Source organism: Paludisphaera borealis (assembly GCF_001956985.1).
GTDB lineage: Bacteria > Planctomycetota > Planctomycetia > Isosphaerales > Isosphaeraceae > Paludisphaera > Paludisphaera borealis.
In genome coordinates this window covers 5,139,904-5,160,738 of the sequence record NZ_CP019082.1, presented here as the reverse complement: position 1 = coordinate 5,160,738, position 20,835 = coordinate 5,139,904, and the positions used below count along the sequence as shown (strand labels likewise).

At 68.9% G+C, this 20,835-nt stretch carries 20 protein-coding genes; 12 read left to right on the top strand and 8 right to left on the bottom strand.

Features of this window, described 5'->3' with window-relative positions:
• Window positions 1–13 precede the first annotated feature (13 nt).
• Entirely contained in the window at window positions 14–898 is an 885-nt protein-coding gene (locus tag BSF38_RS19890; RefSeq protein WP_076348549.1) for a vWA domain-containing protein, read from the top strand.
• Between the two features lie 11 nt (window positions 899–909).
• On the opposite strand, the gene BSF38_RS19885 is transcribed toward BSF38_RS19890, so the two are convergent.
• The 5 genes from BSF38_RS19885 to BSF38_RS19865 all read right to left on the bottom strand — a co-directional run bounded on the left by BSF38_RS19885 (window position 910) and on the right by BSF38_RS19865 (window position 6,806).
• Complete coding sequence (locus tag BSF38_RS19885; RefSeq protein ID WP_076348547.1) at window positions 910–2,001, bottom strand: hypothetical protein; 1,092 nt, start codon at window positions 1,999–2,001, stop codon at window positions 910–912.
• Window positions 2,001–4,691 carry a hypothetical protein gene (locus BSF38_RS19880; RefSeq protein WP_076348545.1) on the bottom strand — a complete coding sequence of 897 codons (2,691 nt, stop codon included), beginning with the start codon at window positions 4,689–4,691 and terminating at the stop codon, window positions 2,001–2,003. The genes BSF38_RS19885 and BSF38_RS19880 overlap by 1 nt, the downstream gene beginning before the upstream one ends.
• Before the next feature lie 181 nt (window positions 4,692–4,872).
• Window positions 4,873–6,027: an iron-containing alcohol dehydrogenase gene (locus BSF38_RS19875; RefSeq protein WP_076348543.1), complete on the bottom strand. Its 1,155-nt coding sequence runs from the start codon at window positions 6,025–6,027 to the stop codon at window positions 4,873–4,875.
• Window positions 6,024–6,329 carry a putative quinol monooxygenase gene (locus BSF38_RS19870; RefSeq protein WP_076348541.1) on the bottom strand — a complete coding sequence of 102 codons (306 nt, stop codon included), beginning with the start codon at window positions 6,327–6,329 and terminating at the stop codon, window positions 6,024–6,026. The genes BSF38_RS19875 and BSF38_RS19870 overlap by 4 nt, the downstream gene beginning before the upstream one ends.
• A gap of 87 nt (window positions 6,330–6,416) precedes the next feature.
• Entirely contained in the window at window positions 6,417–6,806 is a 390-nt protein-coding gene (locus BSF38_RS19865; protein WP_076348539.1) for a response regulator, read from the bottom strand.
• Between the two features lie 665 nt (window positions 6,807–7,471).
• Between BSF38_RS19865 and BSF38_RS19860 the strand changes: the two genes are divergently transcribed.
• The 3 genes from BSF38_RS19860 to BSF38_RS19850 all read left to right on the top strand — a co-directional run bounded on the left by BSF38_RS19860 (window position 7,472) and on the right by BSF38_RS19850 (window position 9,950).
• Window positions 7,472–7,723: a hypothetical protein gene (locus BSF38_RS19860; protein WP_145952242.1), complete on the top strand. Its 252-nt coding sequence runs from the start codon at window positions 7,472–7,474 to the stop codon at window positions 7,721–7,723.
• Between the two features lie 108 nt (window positions 7,724–7,831).
• Window positions 7,832–9,310, top strand: coding sequence for a sulfatase (locus BSF38_RS19855; RefSeq protein ID WP_076348535.1), 1,479 nt, complete (start codon window positions 7,832–7,834; stop codon window positions 9,308–9,310).
• A gap of 145 nt (window positions 9,311–9,455) precedes the next feature.
• Window positions 9,456–9,950, top strand: a complete 495-nt coding sequence (locus BSF38_RS19850) for a hypothetical protein (protein ID WP_076348533.1) — start codon at window positions 9,456–9,458, stop codon at window positions 9,948–9,950.
• 24 nt (window positions 9,951–9,974) lie between these two features.
• Here the strand turns inward: BSF38_RS19850 and BSF38_RS19845 are convergent, their stop codons facing one another.
• Window positions 9,975–10,643, bottom strand: coding sequence for a hypothetical protein (locus BSF38_RS19845; RefSeq protein ID WP_076348531.1), 669 nt, complete (start codon window positions 10,641–10,643; stop codon window positions 9,975–9,977).
• Window positions 10,644–10,725: 82 nt separating this feature from the next.
• Between BSF38_RS19845 and BSF38_RS19840 the strand changes: the two genes are divergently transcribed.
• The 8 genes from BSF38_RS19840 to BSF38_RS19805 all read left to right on the top strand — a co-directional run bounded on the left by BSF38_RS19840 (window position 10,726) and on the right by BSF38_RS19805 (window position 18,382).
• On the top strand, window positions 10,726–10,914 hold the full coding sequence (locus BSF38_RS19840; RefSeq protein WP_076348529.1) for a hypothetical protein: 189 nt from the start codon (window positions 10,726–10,728) through the stop codon (window positions 10,912–10,914).
• On the top strand, window positions 10,911–11,300 hold the full coding sequence (locus BSF38_RS19835) for a response regulator transcription factor (RefSeq protein ID WP_237170532.1): 390 nt from the start codon (window positions 10,911–10,913) through the stop codon (window positions 11,298–11,300). The genes BSF38_RS19840 and BSF38_RS19835 overlap by 4 nt, the downstream gene beginning before the upstream one ends.
• 51 nt (window positions 11,301–11,351) lie before the next feature.
• The gene (locus BSF38_RS19830) at window positions 11,352–12,788 is read left to right on the top strand and encodes a bifunctional folylpolyglutamate synthase/dihydrofolate synthase (protein ID WP_237170531.1); all 1,437 of its coding nucleotides are present in this window, start codon (window positions 11,352–11,354) and stop codon (window positions 12,786–12,788) included.
• 45 nt (window positions 12,789–12,833) lie between these two features.
• The gene (locus BSF38_RS19825; RefSeq protein WP_076348527.1) at window positions 12,834–13,259 is read left to right on the top strand and encodes a DUF423 domain-containing protein; all 426 of its coding nucleotides are present in this window, start codon (window positions 12,834–12,836) and stop codon (window positions 13,257–13,259) included.
• Between the two features lie 23 nt (window positions 13,260–13,282).
• On the top strand, window positions 13,283–13,882 hold the full coding sequence (locus BSF38_RS19820; protein ID WP_076348525.1) for a glycine cleavage system transcriptional repressor: 600 nt from the start codon (window positions 13,283–13,285) through the stop codon (window positions 13,880–13,882).
• Window positions 13,869–15,245, top strand: a complete 1,377-nt coding sequence (locus BSF38_RS19815) for a PFL family protein (RefSeq protein ID WP_076348523.1) — start codon at window positions 13,869–13,871, stop codon at window positions 15,243–15,245. The genes BSF38_RS19820 and BSF38_RS19815 overlap by 14 nt, the downstream gene beginning before the upstream one ends.
• 100 nt (window positions 15,246–15,345) lie before the next feature.
• Complete coding sequence (locus tag BSF38_RS19810) at window positions 15,346–17,418, top strand: sigma-70 family RNA polymerase sigma factor (RefSeq protein WP_076348521.1); 2,073 nt, start codon at window positions 15,346–15,348, stop codon at window positions 17,416–17,418.
• A 121-nt stretch (window positions 17,419–17,539) separates the two neighbouring features.
• Window positions 17,540–18,382 (top strand): hypothetical protein, encoded by an 843-nt coding sequence (locus BSF38_RS19805; RefSeq protein ID WP_076348519.1) that lies wholly within the window; start codon window positions 17,540–17,542, stop codon window positions 18,380–18,382.
• 22 nt (window positions 18,383–18,404) lie between these two features.
• Here the strand turns inward: BSF38_RS19805 and BSF38_RS19800 are convergent, their stop codons facing one another.
• Both BSF38_RS19800 and BSF38_RS19795 read right to left on the bottom strand, forming a co-directional pair.
• On the bottom strand, window positions 18,405–19,151 hold the full coding sequence (locus BSF38_RS19800) for an amino acid ABC transporter ATP-binding protein (RefSeq protein WP_076351169.1): 747 nt from the start codon (window positions 19,149–19,151) through the stop codon (window positions 18,405–18,407).
• The gene (locus tag BSF38_RS19795; protein ID WP_083713104.1) at window positions 19,148–20,752 is read right to left on the bottom strand and encodes an ABC transporter substrate-binding protein/permease; all 1,605 of its coding nucleotides are present in this window, start codon (window positions 20,750–20,752) and stop codon (window positions 19,148–19,150) included. The genes BSF38_RS19800 and BSF38_RS19795 overlap by 4 nt, the downstream gene beginning before the upstream one ends.
• Window positions 20,753–20,835: the final 83 nt, after the last annotated feature.

Here is a 20,835-nt window from a genome sequence, read left to right as displayed (position 1 = left end):
GGGGGCGCGTCGAATGCGGCTGTCACATCGAAGCACCGTCGCGCTCGGGCTTGTCTTGCTGGTCGCGGCCGGCGGCCTCGCGGCTCAAGACGCGCCCGCCTCGAAACCCGCGCCGCCGCCGGCCAAGTCGAAAGCCCAGCCCGCGCCCGGCGGCAAGACGGCCAAAGCCAAGGAAAAAGACAAGACCAGGCCCCAGGACAAGGACAAGGCCAAGCCCAAAAGCGACCCGAGCGGAGAAACCCGGGTTCTCACCAAGGCCGAGGCCGAAGCGCGGCGGCGGAGCCCGTTCTTGCTGCCCCCCGGCGCGTCTCCCGGCGACCCGCAACCCGGCTACGAGGTCGACGACGCGCGCGACGAGCCCCCCTGGCGGCAGGCGGCGTTCTTCGGCATCCGGGCGCGCGGGCGGTTCTTCATCTACGTCGTCGACCAGTCGGGGAGCATGATCGACGACGACCGGCTGACGCGCGCCACGATCGAGCTGAGGCGAAGCGTCTTCGCGCTCCAGAGCCCGCAACAGTTCGAGGTCATCTTCTACAACGACGAGACGACGACCATGCCCGGCGGCCCGATCCCCCGCCCCGCCGACCAGCACAACAAGGACCTGCTGACCGCCTGGCTGCGGCTGATCGACCCTGACGGCGAAACCAGCCCGCGACGCGCGATCAAGCAGGCGCTCGCACTGCGGCCGGACGCCGTGTTCCTGCTCTCCGACGGCGAGTTCCCCGACGGGACCGTCGAGGCTGTCGCGGGCGCCAACACCCGCAACATACCGATCCACTGCATCGACCTGGCCGGCGGCCTGGCCGGCGACCACCTCCAGCGCATCGCCCACGACAGCGGCGGCCGGTACGCCTCGCGCCCCGGAAACCTCCAGGGCGGCGGCGTCCCGGCCCGCTGACGGCTTATGTCTTATTGCGTGGCCGACACCGAGCCCATCGGGCTGCCTCGAATCGTCATGCCTTCGGGAAGCGGGCGGCCGGCGACGCTGAAGCCGCGGTCGTTCAGCTCGTCGCGGAGCTTGCGAAACAGCTTGAAGCTGTCGGGATAAACCCACATCGTCACGACCGACCGCCCTGGAGTGAGACGCTTGATCGCCATCGCGTATTGGGAGATCGGGTTGCGTGTCGCCTCGTAGGTATCGCCGCGATGGTCCGAGGTGGGGACGACCTCCCAGCCCCGGAGATCGAACCGGATGCTGTGCCGCTCCATCAGCTCCTCGATACCCGGCTGGGCCCGGCCCAGGACGTACGTGAGCGAGAACCAGCCGACCGGGCCGACCTCGGAGGTGACCATCCCCATCCGATCGGCCATCCGAATGCGAACCTGGGCGTCGGACTTGGCCAGTTCGAGGAGCCGGTCGAGGTTCACGTAGCTGACGCGTTCGCGGCGCAGCTCGAAATGGAACTCGTCGCCCCCCGCCGGCTGCGAGACCGGGTTCTTGCTGAGGATCGTGGTCGCCTTGGGCAACGGCAGGCTCCGCAGCGAGGCGACCTCGGTCTTGAGCTTGTCGCGATCGGCCTTGAGGAAACCACCGCGAGCCGAGGCCCGAGCGATCTGGGCGGACGGGTCGCGGACTCGAAACGCCAGCTTCCGCGCCTTGCTCGCCTCCAGCGCCGACTGGTTGGCGGCGGCTTCCAGGCTCCGCTTGGCGGCGTCGGTCCGAGCCTCGGCGCGGGCGTGGTCGCGGCTGGCCTCGTCAAGGGCCGCCTCCGCTTTCGCGACCGCCGCGCGATCGAGCTTGGGAGGCTCGGGCGCGACCTGCGCCGGCTCCTCGTCGGGCGCCTCCTCGACGACTTCGACGGGAACCTCGGCCACGGCCGGAGCAGGCGCGGCGACGGCCGAAGCGGGCGCGGCGACCGTCGCCGCCGGGTCGCGCGGGCCGCGATCCCGAGACGTCCAGAAGCTCAGCGCCACGATCGCGGCGAGCACGCTCGGCAGTGGCAGCAGCACTCGGATGCGCGACAGCGTCGAATCGTTCGCGCCTTGAAGATTCGCACCCATTACCATGCCTCCTTGTCGCGGAGACGAGGATTCTGCGTTCCGGTCACGTGGAGCGTCATCGGCCAGTCGAGGCCGGCGAACAGCACCTGCCTGCGCGCCTCCCAGAACGTCGAGCCGCCGTTGTCCTCGACCAGGAACTTCACCCGGGGCTTCGGCCGGATGCTCGGGTCGGTCTCGGCGCGTTGCACCGCCACGGCCACGAGCTGCCGGATCAGCAGGCTGTCCTTCCGCTCTTCCTTGAGCGACCGCGCGGTGATCCGATACCCTCCCGGATGAACCACCAGGCCGTCGGCCCCGCACGCGACCACGATCTCGAACGGCACGTCGATCGCCGGCGTGGGACGATCGGCGATCCGGCTCTTGACGAGCGGCTCCATGTCGGGGTCTTTCGACGCCGAACTGGAACTCGAACCGCCGCCGCCCTGACTGGCCGCCGAGCCGAGCGTCAATCCCGAGCCGCCGCTGGAGCCGCTGCTACTGCTGCTCGACGACGACGAGGTCGAGCCGCCGAGCGAGCCCAGGCTGTTCGACGCCGAGGCCGCACTGGCGAGCGAGCCGAGCCCGACTCCGATTCCGCCGGGCGGTACGGAATTCGGGCTGCCGCTGTTCGGCGTTCCCTGGCTGGCGCCCGAGCCGAGCCCGAGCAACGCGCGAGAGCCGCCGGTCGAGCCCGAGCCTTTCGCCGCGTTCTCGTCCTTCGATCCGGCACCGGTGCCCGCGCCCGCCGCAGTTCCCGATCCTCCGGCCCCCGGCGTTCCGCCTCCCCACATCAAGCCCGGCTCTCCCGTCATCGCGCTGGACTCCGAAGCCGCGGCCAGGCCCGAGCCCGCCCCCGTCCCAGGCGCGGCTTCAAGCGACGGGAGAGGCTCGCCGGCCGCCGCCGTGCGTCCCGCGCTCGCCCCTCCGCCCGGCCGACGCGTTCCGGTCGGATCAAGCCCGCTCGGGGCCGTTTCCGTCCCCGCCCCCATCCCCACGCCTTGCGACCGCCCGGCGTCGGTTCCAGCCGCGAGCGCTTTCAGTCCTTCGCCAGCCGCCAGACCGACGCCCGCGCCACCGCCCGCCGGTTGCCTCGCCGAGCCCGCCGCCCCGAGCGTCCCAGGATGGATCGCGACGCGATCCCCGGTTCCTCGCCCCGTACCCGGCTTCGTCCCCGAGGCGGAGTCCCCCGAGGGCTTCGCCGACCCACCGCCGCCACCCAGCTTCGCCAACGGATCGGCCGGTTCGAGCGGGGGGAGCTGATCAAACGCTGATCCCGATCCCATTCCCAATCCGCGCCCGGGTTCTCGGGCGGTTCCCGTTCCCTTGTCGCCCGCTCCTGGCGAGTCCGAGTCCCCCCCGCCGGCGCCGCCGCCAGAGCCCCCCGCCGAGCCCCCGGACCAGGAGCCGCCGCCTGAGCCCGCACCTGAACCGCCGCCGCGCGCCGACGGCCACACGAAATCGTCGGGCGAGCCGCCGCCGCCCCGGGTGCCGTTACCATTGCCGCCGCCGTTCGATCCGGCGGCCCGTGATCCTCCGGCCGTTCCGAACGCGCCGGCCAGCGGCCCCGAGCCGGTTCGCGACCGCGAGCCGCCCGCCCCCCCGGGCCAGGCCAGACCGCCGCCGCCGAGACCGCTCGAACCGTCGCCCCCGAAGCCGCTGCCGTTGCCGCCATGGGCTCCGGATCCACCTGAGCCCATTCCCGAGCCGGGGCCGGAGCCGGAACCAGGCCCCGAGCCGGAGCCCGAACCCGATCCGAGGGCGGCGAGATTGGAAGGCGGGACGTCGAGGGGCGTGGAGCCGTCCCAGGTCGCGAGGTTGTCGAAGTCGGGGACGTCGACCTTGAGATCCTGATCGATCAGCTCGTAGCCGAAGGCGATGCCCAGCGGTTCGAGCCGGGCGCGCGCCTCGTAATAGGGGCGGATGCCGTCTGGCCGGACCAGGAACACGAAATAAGGCGCGACGGGCGAGCCGTCGGGCGAGTCGGACCCCTGGATTTTGAGGAGTTCGCGGGCGATGGAGATGATGACCGGGCTCGATCGGGGATTGATCAGTCCCGAGAGGTCGAGCATCGAGAAACTGGGCCCGTTGGGACGAAGCGTGACCGAACCGTTGGTGCATTCGAGCACGATCGGCCGCCGCCAGGTCCCGTTCTCCCCCTTGTAGGGCAAGACGGCGAAGCTCCCTTTGCCGGGGACTTTCGCCAGGGCCGCCTTGAGTGCGTCACGCTCGCGGGCGAGCACGTCGCGCTGGGCCGCCAGCTCGTCGACGTCGCGGTCGATCTTCTCGGCCTGGCGGACGAGGGTCGAGACCTGCTGCTTGACCAGCATCTCACGCCGCCGCCATCCCTCCGCCCCAGCCGCCGACGCGCGGCGCGCTTTCTCCATCGCCGTGGCTCGCTCGTCGAGCTGCTTCGTCTCCTCGATCTCACGGGCCGTCGCCCCCGAAAGCTCGGCAAGCGCCTTCTTGGTCGGATCCTCCGGGGGAGGTGGCGGATCGACCGACTTGGGCTGCTTAGGGATTTTAGGCCGAGATGGCGCCGCCACGACCTGAGCCGGAGGGGGCTCGGCCGGCTTGGCGATCTCGGGGACCGTCGCGACCGCGACCGGCCCTGGAGCCGTCAGGGCCTGGCGGTGGATCGAGATCACCAGATGGACGGTTCCGGCGAGGCTCACCAAGATGAGCGCGACCACCGCTCGCTCGGCCCAGATCATGCCTCTCCGTTGACTCGCCAACGCCCACCTCCGCATCCTTGCGACACCCCACGCACGGCAGGGAATCCAGCGCTTATGCGCAGCCTGCGGTCTACATCGGATGAATCGGGCGTACGCCTTGAATCGACCGTGCGGGAACCGAGGCCTGGAAACGTGACGCGAACTACTGCGGCCGATCCGGTCAATCGGCCCGTTCGAGGATTTCGAGAAGCCGCCCGTCGGTCAGTTTGACCGGATTGCCCTGCATGCTGCTGGCGCGCTGGGCGCCCGCGATGATCGCGGCGGAGCCGGCCGAGCCGAGCGAGCCGATGGCAAGCGGGGGGATTTTCAGCTCCTCGCAGAGCGTTTGAACCCAGGCGACGCCTTCCCGGGCGTCGGCCTTCGGGTCGCCGGTCAGAATTCGCGCCACCTCGGTATAACGGATCAGGGCCCGATCGTCCGCGCGCTCTTTTTCGAGCGTCTGGATATTGGCGTCCATGACGAAGGGGAGGAGGCGGGCGCAGATCGCGCCGTGGGGACGGCCGAAGGCACCTCCAAGCACGCCGGCCAGGCCGTGCACGGCACCGAGCTTGGCGTTGGCCAGGGCGAGCCCGCCGAACAGGGCCGCGACCGCCATGTTCTCGCGCGCCGGACGGTTGCGGCCGTCGCGGTAGGCCGCCGCCAGCGACCGGGCGGCGAGGCCGATCCCCTCGCGGCAGAGGCCGTCGGTGAGCGGGTTGGCTGCGTGGCTGACGAACGGCTCGATCAGTTGCGTCAGGGCGTCCATTCCGGTGTAAGCCGTGATCTCGGGGGGCGTCGAGAGCGTCAGCTCGGGGTCGACTACGGCGACGCGGGGCAGCAGATGCACGCTCCGCAGGCTGACCTTCACCTTGTGCTCGGGTACGTCGAGGACCGCGTTGCGCGTCACCTCGGCCCCGGTGCCGGCCGTCGTGGCGACCGCCAGGAACGGCAGGACGGGCGCGTCGAGCGGCTTGCCTCCCCCCACGACTTCCAGATGGTCGAGGACGGTTCCGGACTGGTTCACCATGCCCGCCACGGCCTTGCCCGCGTCGATCACGCTGCCGCCGCCGACGGCGATCACCAGGTTGCAGCCTTCCGAGCGCGCCCGCGCGACGGCCTCGTCGACCATCGCGACCGCGGGCTCGCCGCCGACCTGGAAGCGGACGGTGCGAATCCCGACAGCCTCCAGACCCGTCGCCAGCGCGTCGCCGTGCCGGCCGCTGCGCCCCAGCACCAGCATCGCCGCGCGGCCGAACTCCTTCGCGAGCGCGGGGACTTGCTCGAACGTCCCCCATCCGAAGACGACGCGGCCGGCGGCGGCGAACTCGAATTTCATAGCGATTCGTCTTCGGGAAAGACGTTGGCGTACTTCACGCTGTACCGCGGCGCGGCCATCATGTCGGCGACCGCCTCGGCCCACTTCTTGTAGTGGGCCGTCTGCTTGTGCGCGGCGGGTGCCTCGGGCGATCGGTAAATCTCGACCAGCGTGAAGTTCGTGGAATCGTCCTGCTGTTGCAGAACGTCGAACCGAGCCACACCCGGCTCTAAAAGGCTGTTCCGCGCGTTCTCGACGCAAGCCGCCTGGAACGCGTCGACCAGTTCGGTCTTCACGTGAACATGAACGAGCACAACGAGCATGACATATCACCGGCCGTCGATTCCGTCGGCCGTCCTCTCACTTCCTTCGCTCACCGACTCGATTCGATTCCATCGAATCGAGTCGGGTCACACCTGCTTCTGAGCCTGGACGCGCAGGAGCAGGGAGACCAGGGTTTCATGTTCCACGGGCTTCACCAGGTAATCGACGAAGTGCCGTTGCTCCCACGAGCGGTCGTCGGGCCCGTGTCCGGAGAGGGCGATGAACGAAGCCCGGTTCATGCCGTCTTTCTGGAGGCTCTCGGCGACGGCGTAACCGTCGATGTCGGGCAGCGAAAGGTCGAGGAGCACGACGTCGGGGTCGTACCGCTTGGCCGTGCTGATGGCCGACCGGCCGTCGTAGGCGACCGCGACGTCGTATCCCTGAATCCTGAGGAGCATCGCCGTCGTATCGGCGGTGTCGCGGTTGTCGTCGACGATCAAGACGCGCGCAGCCTGAACCGTAGTGAGACTTGCCATGGAAGGAACTCCCATTGCTTGCATCCGCGAGCCCTCGGCCGCGAGACGATGCGACAGGGCGCCAGAATCAGGTACTCCGGGCATCCGCAGAACGACCGCTCCATCCCGATTCATCGCGAGAGCAGTCGTCGGAATGCAACAAATCGACTCGCAAGGATTGATGGGATCAATCCTCACACCTAACTACTCGAAACGTCGCCTCCATCGACGACGACCAACCGACTGGGTCATGATCGAGCAAGCGATCAAGGTTCCTCGGCCAGCGCCGGCTTCTGAACCCGAAATGCACCGACGCAAGGTTAAGCAGCCTGCCGACGCGTCGTCGCGAAACCATCGACCCCACAGGCTCCTCTGAGCAACTCCTTTCATACCAGGACCATGAATCAGGCACAACCACGGAATTCCAAGCCCCACGAACTCGTTTACTATAACGCATAAATGAGCATAGGTTAGCCTACTACTCCCCAACTCGGAAACTCCGGACATGTTTACGAAGTATGGTTACGCAAGAGCGATGCCAAAGGTGACAAGCCATTTTGACGCCTTCGAAGTCCGGCGCGGCGATTTCCACCAATCCCGAGACGGCGACGGCGAATCCCTTGAAACCCTTGGTGCAATCACGGATTAATGGTGAACGCGAGAAACGAGGAGACTTGGAGCCCGTCATGAAACCCGTATTCGTCAGCAGTCGGAATGGTCAGCGGCATATCCATTGGGCCAAGTTGTTTGTGTACGCCGTCGGCTTGATGCTCGCCGCGGCGGCGGTCGCGGAGGGGCTGGCGTATCTTTTCAAGGGAGCCTTCAGCGTCGGCGCCCTGGTCCTGGCGGAGACGCTTGTGATCTTGTTGCTGGCCCGCATCGTGATCCGGACCGTGGCGTATCAGCCGGTGGACTTCGAGCAAGCCGAGTCGCCCTGACGCGCCTCGCGACGGTTCGGCCGCCGGAGGCCCGGCGGGACCGTCTTGAACCGATCGCACTCCGAGGCGATGCTACAACGCAACGCATCCCTCGGAGGACTTCTCGCCATGCTCGGACTTTTCCCCGCCCTAGCGGCCGCCCTGGCCTGCGTGACGCCCGCCGCCTCTGGACCGACGACGGCGTCGGATCGACCGCCGAACGTCCTCTTCATCGCGATCGACGACCTCAACGACTGGGTCGGCTGTCTCGGCGGCCACCCGCAAGTCAAGACGCCGAACATCGACGCGCTGGCCCGCCGCGGGACCGTCTTCACCAACGCCCATTGCCAGGCGCCGCTCTGCAACCCGTCGCGAACCAGTCTGCTCACCGGCCTGCGGCCGTCGACCACCGGCGTCTACGGGCTCTTGCCGGGTCTTCGCAGCGTCGCCGCCCTCAAGGACCGCCGCACGCTGCCCCAGGCGTTCGCGGAGCGCGGCTACTCGACGTTCTGCTCGGGAAAGATCTTCCACGACGGCGCGATCGACTGGGACCACCGCCACGACGAGTTCCAGACCTGGGAAGAACGCGGGCCGATGCCCTTTCCGGCCAAGAAGCTCGTCGAAACCCCCGAACCGAACCGCGCCCTCGACTGGGGCGTCTTCCCCGAGACCGACGATTCCCAGGCCGACCGCAAGATCGCCGACGCCGCGATCGCGCGGCTCGGGGCGCTTCCCGCCGACAAGCCGTTCTTCGTCGCCGCCGGCTTCCGGCTTCCCCACGTCCCCTGCTTCGCTTCCCAAAAATGGTTCGACCTCTACCCGGAGGAAACCCTCGAACTGCCGCCGGTGAAGGACGACGACCGCGACGACGTGCCGCCGTTCGCCTGGTATCTCCACTGGAAGCTTCCCGAGCCTCGGCTGTCGTGGCTCCGCAAGGCCCACCAATGGCGGAACCTCGTCCGATCGTACCTCGCCACGGTCAGCTACATGGACTCGGAGGTCGGCCGCCTGCTCGACGCCCTGAAGGCGTCCGGGAAGCAGGACGAAACCCTGGTCGTGCTCTGGTCGGATCACGGCTGGCATCTCGGCGAGAAGGGCGTCACCGGCAAGAACACCCTCTGGGAGCGTTCGACCCGGGTGCCGCTGGTTTTCGCCGGGCCGGGCGTCGCCGCCGGCGCGCGGTGCGCCGAGGCCGTCGAGCTGCTGGATCTCTACCCGACCTTCATCGACCTCGTCGGTCTGCCGCCGATCGAGGGGCTGGAAGGGCACAGCCTCGTTCCCCAATTGAAGGACGCGAACGCCCCGCGCGCCTGGCCGGCGATCACCACGTCCAACCAGGGGAACCACGCCGTCCGCGCCAAGGACTGGCGCTACATCCGTTACGCCGACGGCTCCGAGGAGCTTTACGACCACCGCGACGACCCCAACGAGTGGACCAACCTGGCCAAGTCGCCGGCCCATGCCGCGACTCTCCGGGAACTCGCCCGATGGCTTCCCACTCAGAACGCCCCGGCCGTCCCCGGGAGCGCCCTCCGGCTCCTGACCCGGGAGAACGGCGTCTGGACGTGGGAAGGCAAACCCATCGTCGCCGATCAGCTCGAACGATGATGAGGAAGCGAACCGACCGACCGGTCCCCCCTTCCCTTCTCCGTCCATGGATCAGAGAATCCGTCAAGGCCCGCGCCGGACGAAGTCGGTCGGCGCGGATTCGTGCCGCTCCCCTGCCCCTGATCCACCGAGGCTGAGACCGATCATGAGCGAGTCCTTGAAGAACCTCGCGGCGTCGACGGGCGTCGACGCCGGCACGATCGAAAAGGTCCTGGGGGGCGTGCTGTCGTTCCTCAAAACGCGCGTCAACCCCGAGACTTACGAAACGATCGAGGCGAAGATCCCCGAAGCCCAACGCATCGTCTCCGGGTTCACCGAGGCCGAGGCCGAGGGCTCCGATGGAGGGCTGTTGGGCAAGGTCTCGGACCTGGCCGGAAAGCTGCTCGGCGGCGAATCCGGCGGTGCCACCGATCTCCTGGGCAAGCTCATCAAGCTGGGCGTCCCCATCGGCTCGATCACCGCGATCCTGCCGAAGCTTTTCCAGTTCCTCTCGGCGCACCTGCCGGCCGACGTCCTCAAGCAGATCGCCGCCGCGCTTCCGGCCATCCCGGGCGTCGACCCGGCCGCTCTCCTGGCCGCGCCCGACGACACCGTCGATTTCCCCGCGCCCGCCGTCGAGCTTCCTAACGCCGGCGACTGACGCGATCGGCCGCGCCTTCGAGTTTCACTTCGAAGGCGACGCCGGCTTGACCGACTCTGTGGGAACTTTCACGTCCTCGACGGGTTGCAGGACGGTCAGAGTCTGGGCGTGCTTGGAGTCGCCGGGGCGCATCTCGATCTCGACCCAGAGGCCGGGCTTGAGATCCTTGGTCGTGATCGCGCGAGGCTTCGCGGCGGTGCGCGACGCGGTCGCCGGCTTGGTCGTGTCGCCGCTGTCGACGGCGGCTTCGGCCTTGGCCGCCCCTTCGGGAGTCGTGGCCCCCTGGGTGGCCTCGTCGGTCGACAAGCGATAGCGCATCGCGAGCTTGGTTTGCGAGTCGAGGTCAGCGGTCGCGATCAGAGCGGAGTCGAGGGGCTGTCCCTCGCTCGCGACCGATTTCCGCCCCTTGGACGCGGCCCTGGTGGTCGAGTTTTTCGCTGCCTGCTCGGGCGAGACGGCCTGATCGCGGACGAAATCGCGCCAGAGAACGTCGGTGCTGACGGTCACGACCCAACGCTCGGCGGCGGCGCCGGCGGCTGTCTGTCCGCTGGCCAGGTACTTGTCGACATTGACGATCAGCCCCGAGATCGTCTCCGGGGCCGCCGGCTTGTCGTCGGCCGGCGACGAGCCGCAGACCAACAGCAGGGTCGCGATGACGACGCTCGTCTTTCCACTCCGCCTCGTGAATGACATGGTGATTTCTCCTCGGCGATGATGGGTGACAACTCGTCTTTGGCCAAGCAACTCCAGTGCCGCGAAGACCCCATGAGCGAAAATGTCTGAAGGCGGAATCGGCTGGATCATCGGGAACGAGGCGGCCGCGGGGCTCAGTGGCATGGCGAACCACCCCGGCTGGAGGTTATGCTGGAAGGGCTGGCTGCGTGATCGAGCGCGCCCGTTCCCGTTTCGCCCGATCCACGCCGGCGGCTCGATCCTCCATCACCACCAACGCGCGAATCGATGAGAAACGACGTGGGTGCGACCATCGTACTGGCCGAAGACGAGTCCGACCTCCGCGCGGTGTACGCCGAGTGCCTCAGGCGATCGGGCCACACGGTCTGGGAAGCCGCCGACGGCGCGGAGGCGGCGGCGATGGTCCACGCGCACAATCCCGACTTGCTGCTCCTGGACCTCTGGATGCCGATCCTCAACGGCCTGGAAGTTCTCGAGCAGATTCGCGGAGATCGCGGCGCCGTCGGCCTGAAGGTCGTCATGCTCACCCACCAGCGCGACGCCGACACCCGGCTCGAAGGATTCGCCCTGGGCGCATCGGCGTACTGGACGAAGGATATCTCCCTGCTGGAGCTTTCCTCGAAAATCGAGTCGTTGCTGGATTCGCCCCCAACCTAAGCGGAGGGGCGGATCAAGGTGACTGAGACGAGGTCTGGAACGAAAACCCGGTTGCGGCCCTGGAGGAGTCGGTCTCGACTTCAACTGATCCCCATGCTCGACGTCTACCAGGACCGCCTCGACTACCTGTACGCCCGCCTGAACTACGAGCGGGACGGCATGCCCAAGGCCATCACCGAGCTGCGGCTGGGCCGGATGCGCCGGCTGCTCCGCAAGCTGGGCGACCCTCAACTCGGCCTCCGGGTGATCCACATCGCGGGGACGAAGGGCAAGGGGTCGACGGCCGTGATGATCGCCGCGGCCCTGACGGCCTCGGGCGTCCGCACCGGCCTGTACAGCTCGCCCCACCTGCACCGGCTGGAAGAACGCTACGTCATCGACGGCCGCGCGATCACGGCCGACGAGCTGGTCGGCCTGGTCGATCAGGTCCGGACCGCCGTCGACGAGCTGGAGGTCGAGGAGCCGCTGCTTCAGCACGAGGGCTCGACCTTCTTCGAGATCACCACGGCGATGGCGCTCTTGCACTTCGCCCGCGAGAAAGTCGGGGCGGTCGTGCTGGAGGTCGGCATGGGAGGGCGGCTCGACTCGACCAACGTCGTCCGCCCGCTCGTCTCGGTCGTCACCAGCATCGCGCTCGACCACACCCGGCAGCTTGGCGACACCCTGGGCGCGATCGCCGCCGAGAAGGCCGGGATCTTCAAGCGGTCGCGGCCGGCGGTGAGCGGAGTTCAGGAAGACGAGCCCCGGCGGGCGATTCGCCGGATCGCCGCCGCGCGGCATTGCCGGCTCCGTGAAGTCGACGTCGATTTCCAGTATCAGTTGTTCGACCCCCGACAGCCGCTCGACCGGCCGACCGCCGGCCAGGTGGCGGTCCAGACCTGGCGGACCGACTGGGGAACGCTCGACGTCCCGCTGCTCGGCCGCCACCAGGCGCACAACACGGCCGTCGCGCTCGCCAGTCTCGACGCCCTGGCCGAGGCCGACCCCGGACTCGCCGTTGATCGCGACGCGGTCGTACGCGGCTTCGCCGACCTGCGGTGGCCGGCGCGGGTCGAGGTCATGGAACAGTCGCCCTGGCTGGTGGTCGACGGCGCGCACAACGTCGCCTCGGCCGCCGCCCTCGCCGAGACGCTCCAGAGTTCGTTCCCCCGGACGACCCGAACCCTCGTCTTCGGCACGACCCGCGACAAGGACCTGACGGGCCAGTTGCGCGAGCTGTTGCCGCTGTTCGACACGGTGATCGCGACGCGGTACGCTCACAACCCTCGGGCCGTCGCTCCCGACGAGGTCGCCGCGGCGGCGGTCGCGATCGACGGCCGCATCGTTCGGATCGAGGCCGACCCCGCCGAGGCGCTCGCGACGGCTCGCCGGCTGACGCCCCCGGAAGGGCTGATCTGCGTCACCGGCTCGCTGTTTCTTGCCGCCGAGATCCGCGCGATCGTGCTCGACCGCGAGCCGTCGCCCGTCGTCGGCCAAGCCCCGGCCTGAACCTTTCTCATTCAGACGAATCGAAGTCGCTGGAGCAACGCAACGATGAACGACGGATTCTGGCTTCGGATCGGGGCCGTCTGGGGCTTTCTGGCGGTGGCGATGGGCGCCTTCGGCGCGCATGGCCTCAAGGACCGGCTCACGGCCCTCGATCAGACCGCGAACTTCCACACCGCGGCGCAGTATCACATGTATATCGCATTGGCTCTGGTCGCCGTCGGATTGCTCCAGGCCATGGGGCGATCAGGGACCGCGCTGTCGGTCGCCGGCTGGTCGTTCCTGATCGGCTCGGTGATCTTCTCGGGTAGTCTGTACGTCCTGAGCCTCACCGGCCTGAAATGGCTGGGGGCGATCACGCCGATCGGCGGGGTGGCGATCCTCGTCGGCTGGGCGGCCCTCGCGGTCGCGGCGGGGCGATCGACGACGGAGGTTCCGGTCGCCGCATCGGCCGGGTATTCCAAGGAATTCTGACGAAAGGCGCTCGAAAGCCGTTCATGAGCAGCTACATCATCTCCGTCACCGCCGCCGACCGGGTGGGCATCGTCTACTCGGTGACCGGGGCCTTGCTCGACCAGGGGGGCAACGTCCTGGAGCTGAGCCAGACCGTCATGCGGGGCTATTTCACGATCATCCTCGAAGCCGACTTCCCCACCCCGCGATCGCCCCAGCAGCTCGCCGAGGCGATCCAGGAGCGCGGCAAGCGGTTCGACCTGAAGGTGCTCGTCACCGAGGTCAAGAACGGCCGCGACGAGCCGTTGGTCGTCGGCGGCGAGCGGTTCATCCTGACCGTCCTGGGCGACGACAGCCCGGGCATCGTCCACAACATCGCCGGCTCTCTCGCGGCGCACGGCGTGAACATCGTCGACCTGCACGCGCGGGTCGACGGCGACCGGTTCGCGCTGGTCATGGAGGCCCTGATCCCGCACGACCTGACCCCCGCCGCGATCCGGTCGGAGCTGGAGCGGTACGGGAAGGCGCACAAGCTGGAGGCGTTCGTCCAGCACGAGAGCATCTTCGCCGCAACCACCGAGCCCAGCCCCGTCCGCCTGGGCTCCGCGCTTCGCAGCCAAGGAGAGTCCCTTGCATCGCACTGAAGACGTGCTCGCCACCCTCAGCATGATCCGGCAGCACAAGCTCGACGTCCGCACGGTGACGATGGGGATCGACCTGGCCCCGTGCGCTTCGCCCGACATCACGGTGCTCTGCGACCGGATTCGCGACCGGTTGATCCACTACGCCGGCCGGCTCGCCGCCGTCTGTCGCGAGGTCGAGAGCCGCTACGGCATCCCGATCGTCAACCGCCGGATCGCCGTCAGCCCGATCGGCCGGATCGCCGCCGGCCAGAAGGCCGAGGGGCTCCTGGCCGTCGCCCGGACGCTCGACGCCGTGGCCGCCGAGGTCGAGGTCGACCTGGTCGGCGGCTTCACCGCCCTGGTCCAGAAAGGCTGGTCCGACAGCGACCGCCGGCTGATCGCCTCGTTGCCCGAGGTGCTCTCGACCACCAGCCGCGTCTGCTCGTCGGTGAACGTCGGCACGACGGCCGCCGGCATCAACATGGACGCCATCGCGGCGCTGGGGCACGTCCTCAAGGACACGGCCGAACGGACCCGGGATCATGACGGCTTCGGCTGCGCCAAGCTGGTGATCTTCGCCAACGCGCCGAACGACAACCCGTTCATGGCGGGGGCGTTCCACGGCTCGGGCGAGACCGACTGCGTCATCAACATCGGCGTCAGCGGTCCGGGGGTCGTCAAGGCGGCCGTTGAAGACCTGGTCGCGCACTCGGCGACCAAGCCGACGCTGGGCGACATCGCCGAGGAGATCAAGAGCACCGCGTTCCGCGTGACCCGCGTCGGCGAGCTGATCGGCCGCGAGGTCGCCGCCCGGCTGGGGGTCGCCTTCGGCATCGTCGACCTCTCGCTCGCCCCCACCCCCCAGGTGGGCGACAGCGTCGGCGAGATCCTCCAGGCGATGGGCGTCGCCCGGCTCGGTGGGCCGGGATCGACGGCCGCGCTGGCCTTGCTGAACGACGCGGTGAAGAAGGGGGGCAGCTTCGCCTCGTCGAGCGTCGGCGGCCTCTCGGGCGCGTTCGTCGCCGTCAGCGAAGACCAGGCGCTCGCCCGCGCCGTCGAGGCCGGCGACCTGACACTCGCCAAGCTCGAAGCCATGACGGCCGTCTGCTCCGTCGGCCTCGACATGATCGCCGTCCCCGGCGACACCGACGCCGAGACCCTTTCGGCCCTGATCGCCGACGAGGTGGCCATCGGCGTGATCAACCACAAGACGACCGCCGTCCGCGTCATCCCCGTCCCCGGCAAGGCCGCCGGCGAACGCGCCGTGTTCGGCGGCCTGTTCGGCGAGATGAACATCCTGGCGATCCACGCCGCCGGCGGCTCCACCGAATTCGTCCGCCACGGCGGCCGCATCCCCGCCCCGCTGTCGAGCCTCCGAAACTGAAAATGGGACGCCCGGCCGATTTTCGCGGATCGGCCGGGCTCGCTCGCGACATTACCTCGCGTACGGAGACGACATCGAGGCTCGGGGCGAGGACGCGACGATGGCACACGCGACGGCCGGCTACGTGCGAGATTGGCAAACCCTGTTCGACGCCGGGACCGCCGTCGGCCTGACCGACGGCGAACTCCTGCGCCGGTACGCGGAAGGGCGCGACGGCCCGGCCCGGGGCGCCGAAGCGGCTTTCGGCGTCCTGATCGAGCGCCACGGCGGGATGGTCCTGCGCGTCTGCCGGGCGGTCCTCGCCGACCGCCACGCCGCCGAGGACGCCTTCCAGGCGACCTTCCTGGTCCTCGCCCGCCGATCCCGGTCGCTCCGCGCGGCCGACTCGATCGGTCCCTGGCTCCATCAGGTCGCCCTCCGCACGGCCCGTTCCGCTCGTTCGGCGGCCCTGAGGAGGCTGCGGCACGAGCAGGCGTCGGCGCCGGATCGGCCACGGTTGATCCAATCCGGCAGGGACGAACTGGCTCGCGACGACGCCCGAGTTCTCCACGAAGAAATCGGCCGGCTGCCGGCTCGCTACCGCCGGGTCGTGGTCCTGTGCTACCTGGAGGGCCTGACGCACCCCGAGGCGGCGGCTCGGCTGCGACGGCCCGTCGGCACCGTCCGCAGCCGCCTCTCGCGAGGCCGCGACCTGCTGCGCCGGCGACTCGAACGCCGAGGCCTGGCCCCCTCGATCCTGGCGGCGGTCGCGGCCCCGCCCCGCATGCCGCTCGGCCTCCGCGACGCGACGCTCGCCCTGGCCGGGAACGTAGTCCTCCAAGGCTTCGCCGGACGGCTCTCGTTCGGCCTCTGGGCCTGCGCGCTCGGCGCGTTGATCGCCACGGCGGCCGTTCTGCCGGGCCGCCCGTCCGGAGTCGCCGCGCAAGTCGCACCGTCACCGAAGGAAGCTCGGCCGATCCAGCCCGCGCCGAAGCCCGAACCTCCCGGGAAGCCCGTCAAGGTCCACGGCGTCGTCTCCGACCTTAAGGGCAAGCCCGTCGCGGGCGCCACGGTGGTGGTGGCTCTTGGGTACTGGCGAAGTCAAGGCTTCGAGCGAGAAATGGTTGGAGCCCCCCAGACCGTCACGTCCGGCGACGACGGACGATACGCGACAGAAGTCCGGATCGCCCCGGACGAGAGCCATTTCTTGGCCCACGCGAACATCGTCGCCTACAAGCCGGGCCTCGCGCCGACTGCCTCGGTCGACGATTGCCGCACCGAAGACATTGTCGCCGACCTCACGCTCGGCGAGCCGGAACCCTACGTTGGCCTGGTGCGCGACCACAAAAATCAACCGTTCCCGGGCGCGACGCTCACCGTCGCGAGGATGATCGGCCCCGTGGGCCGGGCCGAATCCCGGCGCTTCCTTTACCCCTCGGAATCGACGGTCCGGGGCACCGCGCTGGAGAGCCTCTTCATCGTCAAGAGCGACGAATCCGGGCGGTTTCGATTCCCCGCCGTGCCGAGCCCGGGGATGCTGACCGTCTACGCCGACGCGCCGGGAAAGGCGTCGGTTCGTCTCGACTCTGATCCCGTCCCGGGGACCGAAAAAGCCCCCGTAGTCATCGGCCCGCTGCAACCCGAGGCCCGCATCGAGGGCCGGCTCACGACGGCCCTGCCGGGCGTGAACGTGGCGAATCGAAAGGTCCGGATCGAGTCCTTCTCTCTTGACGTCCATGAAATCGTCACGACGGACGACCAGGGCCGCTTCGAGTTCGATAGGCTGTCACGAGGCCGCGTGAGCGCCTACCTCGACCAGCCCTGTCCCCGTCCCGAAGACCCATGGACTTACCGACCGGCCTACGACGTCGAACTCAATCCGGGCGAAACGGCCCGACCGGTCATCGAGATCGTCCGGGGGGGATGCCTCGAAGGCCGGATGGTCGATGCGGACTCCGAGCCCTCGGTTTCCGGCGTCTTCATCAAGCTGCACCTGACCGAGAAGCGTGACGCCGGATTTGGCTTCGCCGTGCGTACCGGCCCCGATGGGCGCTTCTCGGCGCGGCTCGCTCCCGGCTCCTGGAGCATGGATTGGTGGGACGGTCGGACGTCCTGGTACAAACCGATCGAAGTCGTCGAAGGGAAAACCATCGTCCTCGACGCGATTCAGATGCCTTCCAAAGAGGGCCCGTGAGACGCCTGAATTTCCTCTTGGCAAGGGCGATGCGAACCGATAAACTCCCGATCGATCCGTCTCGGACGAGGCGGCAGGGATGTGCTCGGACGCTGATTTCGCATCAAGGGAGGATGAAGTCATGATGACGCCTACGCGGATCGTCCGCTTCCTCGGTTTCGTCGGGCTGGTGGCGTTTCTCGGACTGGCGATGACGTCGATGTCGACGATCCAGGCCCAGAACGACGACAAGCTCCCTCCCGCGCCGCCGATCGCCGCCGAGCTTTCGAAGCCCGTCATCGTCTCTCAGGCGACCGATGAGCCCGCGCCTGCTGCCGTTCCTGCTCCCAAGCCGGCCGTCCCGGCGGTCGAGCCGATCCCCCTGCCCGCGCCCGCCGAGACCCCCGAGGCCAAGCCGGCGGCGCCCGCGCCCGCTCCTTCCGCCGCCCCGACGCCCGTCGAGCTGAAAGGGAACGCCGCCACGGAACTGCCCGCCATCGCGGAGAGCCCGGAAGGCGCGCCGATCCCCCGCGCTCCCGAGCCCAAGGGACTCGAAGCGCCGGCGATCGCCGCCGAGCCGCAGCCGATCGCCGAGGCCGCGCCGGCCAAGGCGATGACCATGGATCTAGCATTCCCAATCGCCTCGAACGACCCCGATTCCCAGGCCCGCTCGTTCGTCGAGCGGAACCGTAAGGAAGCCGAAGCCCAGCTCAAGGCCCTCAACACCGAGGCCGCCCAGCTCCGCGCCCGGCTGAGCAAGATCGAGTCCGGCATCCGCCGCTGGCAGGCGCTCGCCGACGCGATGGAGAAGTCCGAAGACGCCGCCGCGTCCGTGGGCTCCGGCGAAACGCTTGAAACGCTCGAACCGCTTCCCCGGGCCAAGGAGGCGTTCCGCAGCAGCAAGCGGAAAACCACGGTCATCCAGTCGACGCCCGACGAACCCGTCACCCGCGCCCAGTTCGTCCCCGCGCCGCAACCCCGCTGAGCCGGCCCGGGCCCCCTGTCGCTCACGCCGCCGCGACTTCCGAGAGCAACGTCCGCGTGGCCTCCTGGACCGGATCGTCGAAGATCCGCTCCGGGGGGCCGGATTCGATGACGCGGCCCTCGCCGAAGACGTGGACGACGTGCGCGACCTTGCGGGCGAACGGCATGGCGTGAGTCACGACGACCATCGTCTGGCCCTCGCGCGCCAGGTCGGTCATGACCGAGAGGACCTCGGCGGTCATCCGAGGGTCGAGCGCGCTGGTGGGCTCGTCGAAGAGCATCACCTGGGGCTCCATCGCCAGGGCCCGGGCGATCGCCACCCGCTGCTGCTGGCCCCCCGAAAGCTGGCGCGGGTAGGCGTCGAGCCGCCCCAGCATGCCGACCCGGTCGAGCAGCGCCCGCGCCCGCTCGACCGCCTGGTCGCGACACAATCCGAGCACGTGCACCGGCGCCTCGATGACGTTCGCCAGCACGGTCTGGTGCGCGAACAGGTTGAAGCTCTGGAACACCATCCCCATCCGCAACCGGACCAGCCGCGCGGCCTTCGCGTGGTCGGCGGGCCTCGGATTCGCTTCGAGCCGCAGGTCGCCGACCGTCACACAGCCCCCTTGAAAGACCTCCAGGCCGTTGAGGCACCGCAGGAACGTGCTCTTGCCGCCGCCGGAAGGACCGATCAGGGCGGCGACCTCCCCCTTCTGGACGGAAAGATCCACGCCGCGCAGCACTTCGATCGGTCCGTGCCACTTGACCAGGCCCTCGACCTCGATCATGACGCCCCCCCTTTCGGCCCGCCCGACGCCAGCCGCGCCTCGGACCACCTCGAAAACCACGAGAGCGGCACGCTCATCATCATGTAAAGAAAGGCCGTCGCGAGGGCGAACTCGATCGCGCCCCCGGTGCTGTTCGCCAGGATCGAGTACTGCTTGGTCAGCTCGACGAGCGTGATCACCGAGCAGACCGACGTGTCCTTGAACAGCGCGATGAAGTCGTTGGTCACAGGCGGGATCACGATCCGCACCGCCTGCGGGACGATCACCCGCCGCAAGGCCATCCGCCGCGACATCCCAAGCGCCAACGCGGCCTCCATCTGGCCGGGCGGCACGGCCTGCAACCCCGCGCGGTAGATCTCGGCCTCATATGCCGAATAGTTGATCGCCAGCCCGCCGATCCCCGCCACCCACGGCGGCAGCCGGAGCAGGTAGAAGAGGACGAAAAGCTGGAGCATCAGCGGCGTACCCCGGATCAGCTCGACGTACCCCCCCAGCAGCGCGCGAAGCGACTTCGGCCCGTACAACCGCCCCAGCGCGATCGCCAGACCGAGCGCCATCGCCAGCGGCATCGAGCCGAACGACAGGCCGAGCGTCACGACCGCCGCGTCGAGCAGCCGCGCCCGGTAGCGGCTGAGCAGCTCCCAGCCCCCCGCGATCCGCAAGCCGCTGACCGCCGCGATCGGGCCGTCGAAGCTCGCCAGCTCGGTCTGGGCCTCGGTCCAGATCCCGTATTTCTCGTCGATCCGCCGCAGCTCGCCCGAGGCGATCAAGCGGCCGAGGCTCTCGTCGAGGGCGTCGCGGAGGCGGGCGTCTTCCTTGCGGGTGTAGATCACGTAGTAGCCGTGCGACTCCGGCGGGCCGACGAGTTCGAGGCCCGGGAACCGGTCGCGGTAGAAGAGCGCCGCGGGCTGGTCCTGGAGCGTGAAATCGTACTGGCCGTTCTGGACCGCGAGCATCGCATCGGTCGCGCCGTCGAACCGGACGACCTGAATCGAATCGCCCGCCTGCTCGTCGGCGAAGACGTCGGCCGCCGAGCCCACGAGCACGCCCACCGTCCACCGCCGGCCTTTATGCCGAATCCGCTTCAGGTCGGCCCACGAGCGGATCTCGCCCCCCTTGCGACCCATCAGTTGAAGCTGATAGATGTAGTACGGCCGGGTCGCCAGGTGGTCGCGGAGGCGGACGTCGGTCCACTCGTAGCCGTTGACGACGACGTCGATCCGGTTCGAGTCGAGGACCGGCAGCAGCTTGTCCCACTGCCCCTGAGAAAACTCGGCCGTCGCCCCCAGGTCGCGGGCCAAAAGATGCATCATCTCGACCTCGAAGCCGGTCACGTCGCGCGGGGTTCGAGGATCGGGGAAAGCGTACGGGCCGCCCCCTTCCATGTCGCTGCCGTACCGCAGCCGGCCCCGGGCGCGGACGTCGTCGAGCGCGTCGCCTCGGACACAAGGGCCGAGGAGGGTGATGAGGGCCAAGCCGGTGAGAAACAGACGCGAGAACGTCGGGGCGCAGAGGGGCGATCGGGCGAAAGCCCGGGGAGGGGAGTCGGAAGGGGCGGAGGAGTCAGCATCGGATTCCGATGCGTCGGAGTCTTCTTCCATCAAGTGACCTCGTTCGGCTTGTCGGCCTTCTCAGGGAGCCTGTTCGAGTTCTTACGCGGTTAAACAGGTCTCACATCGTCCCA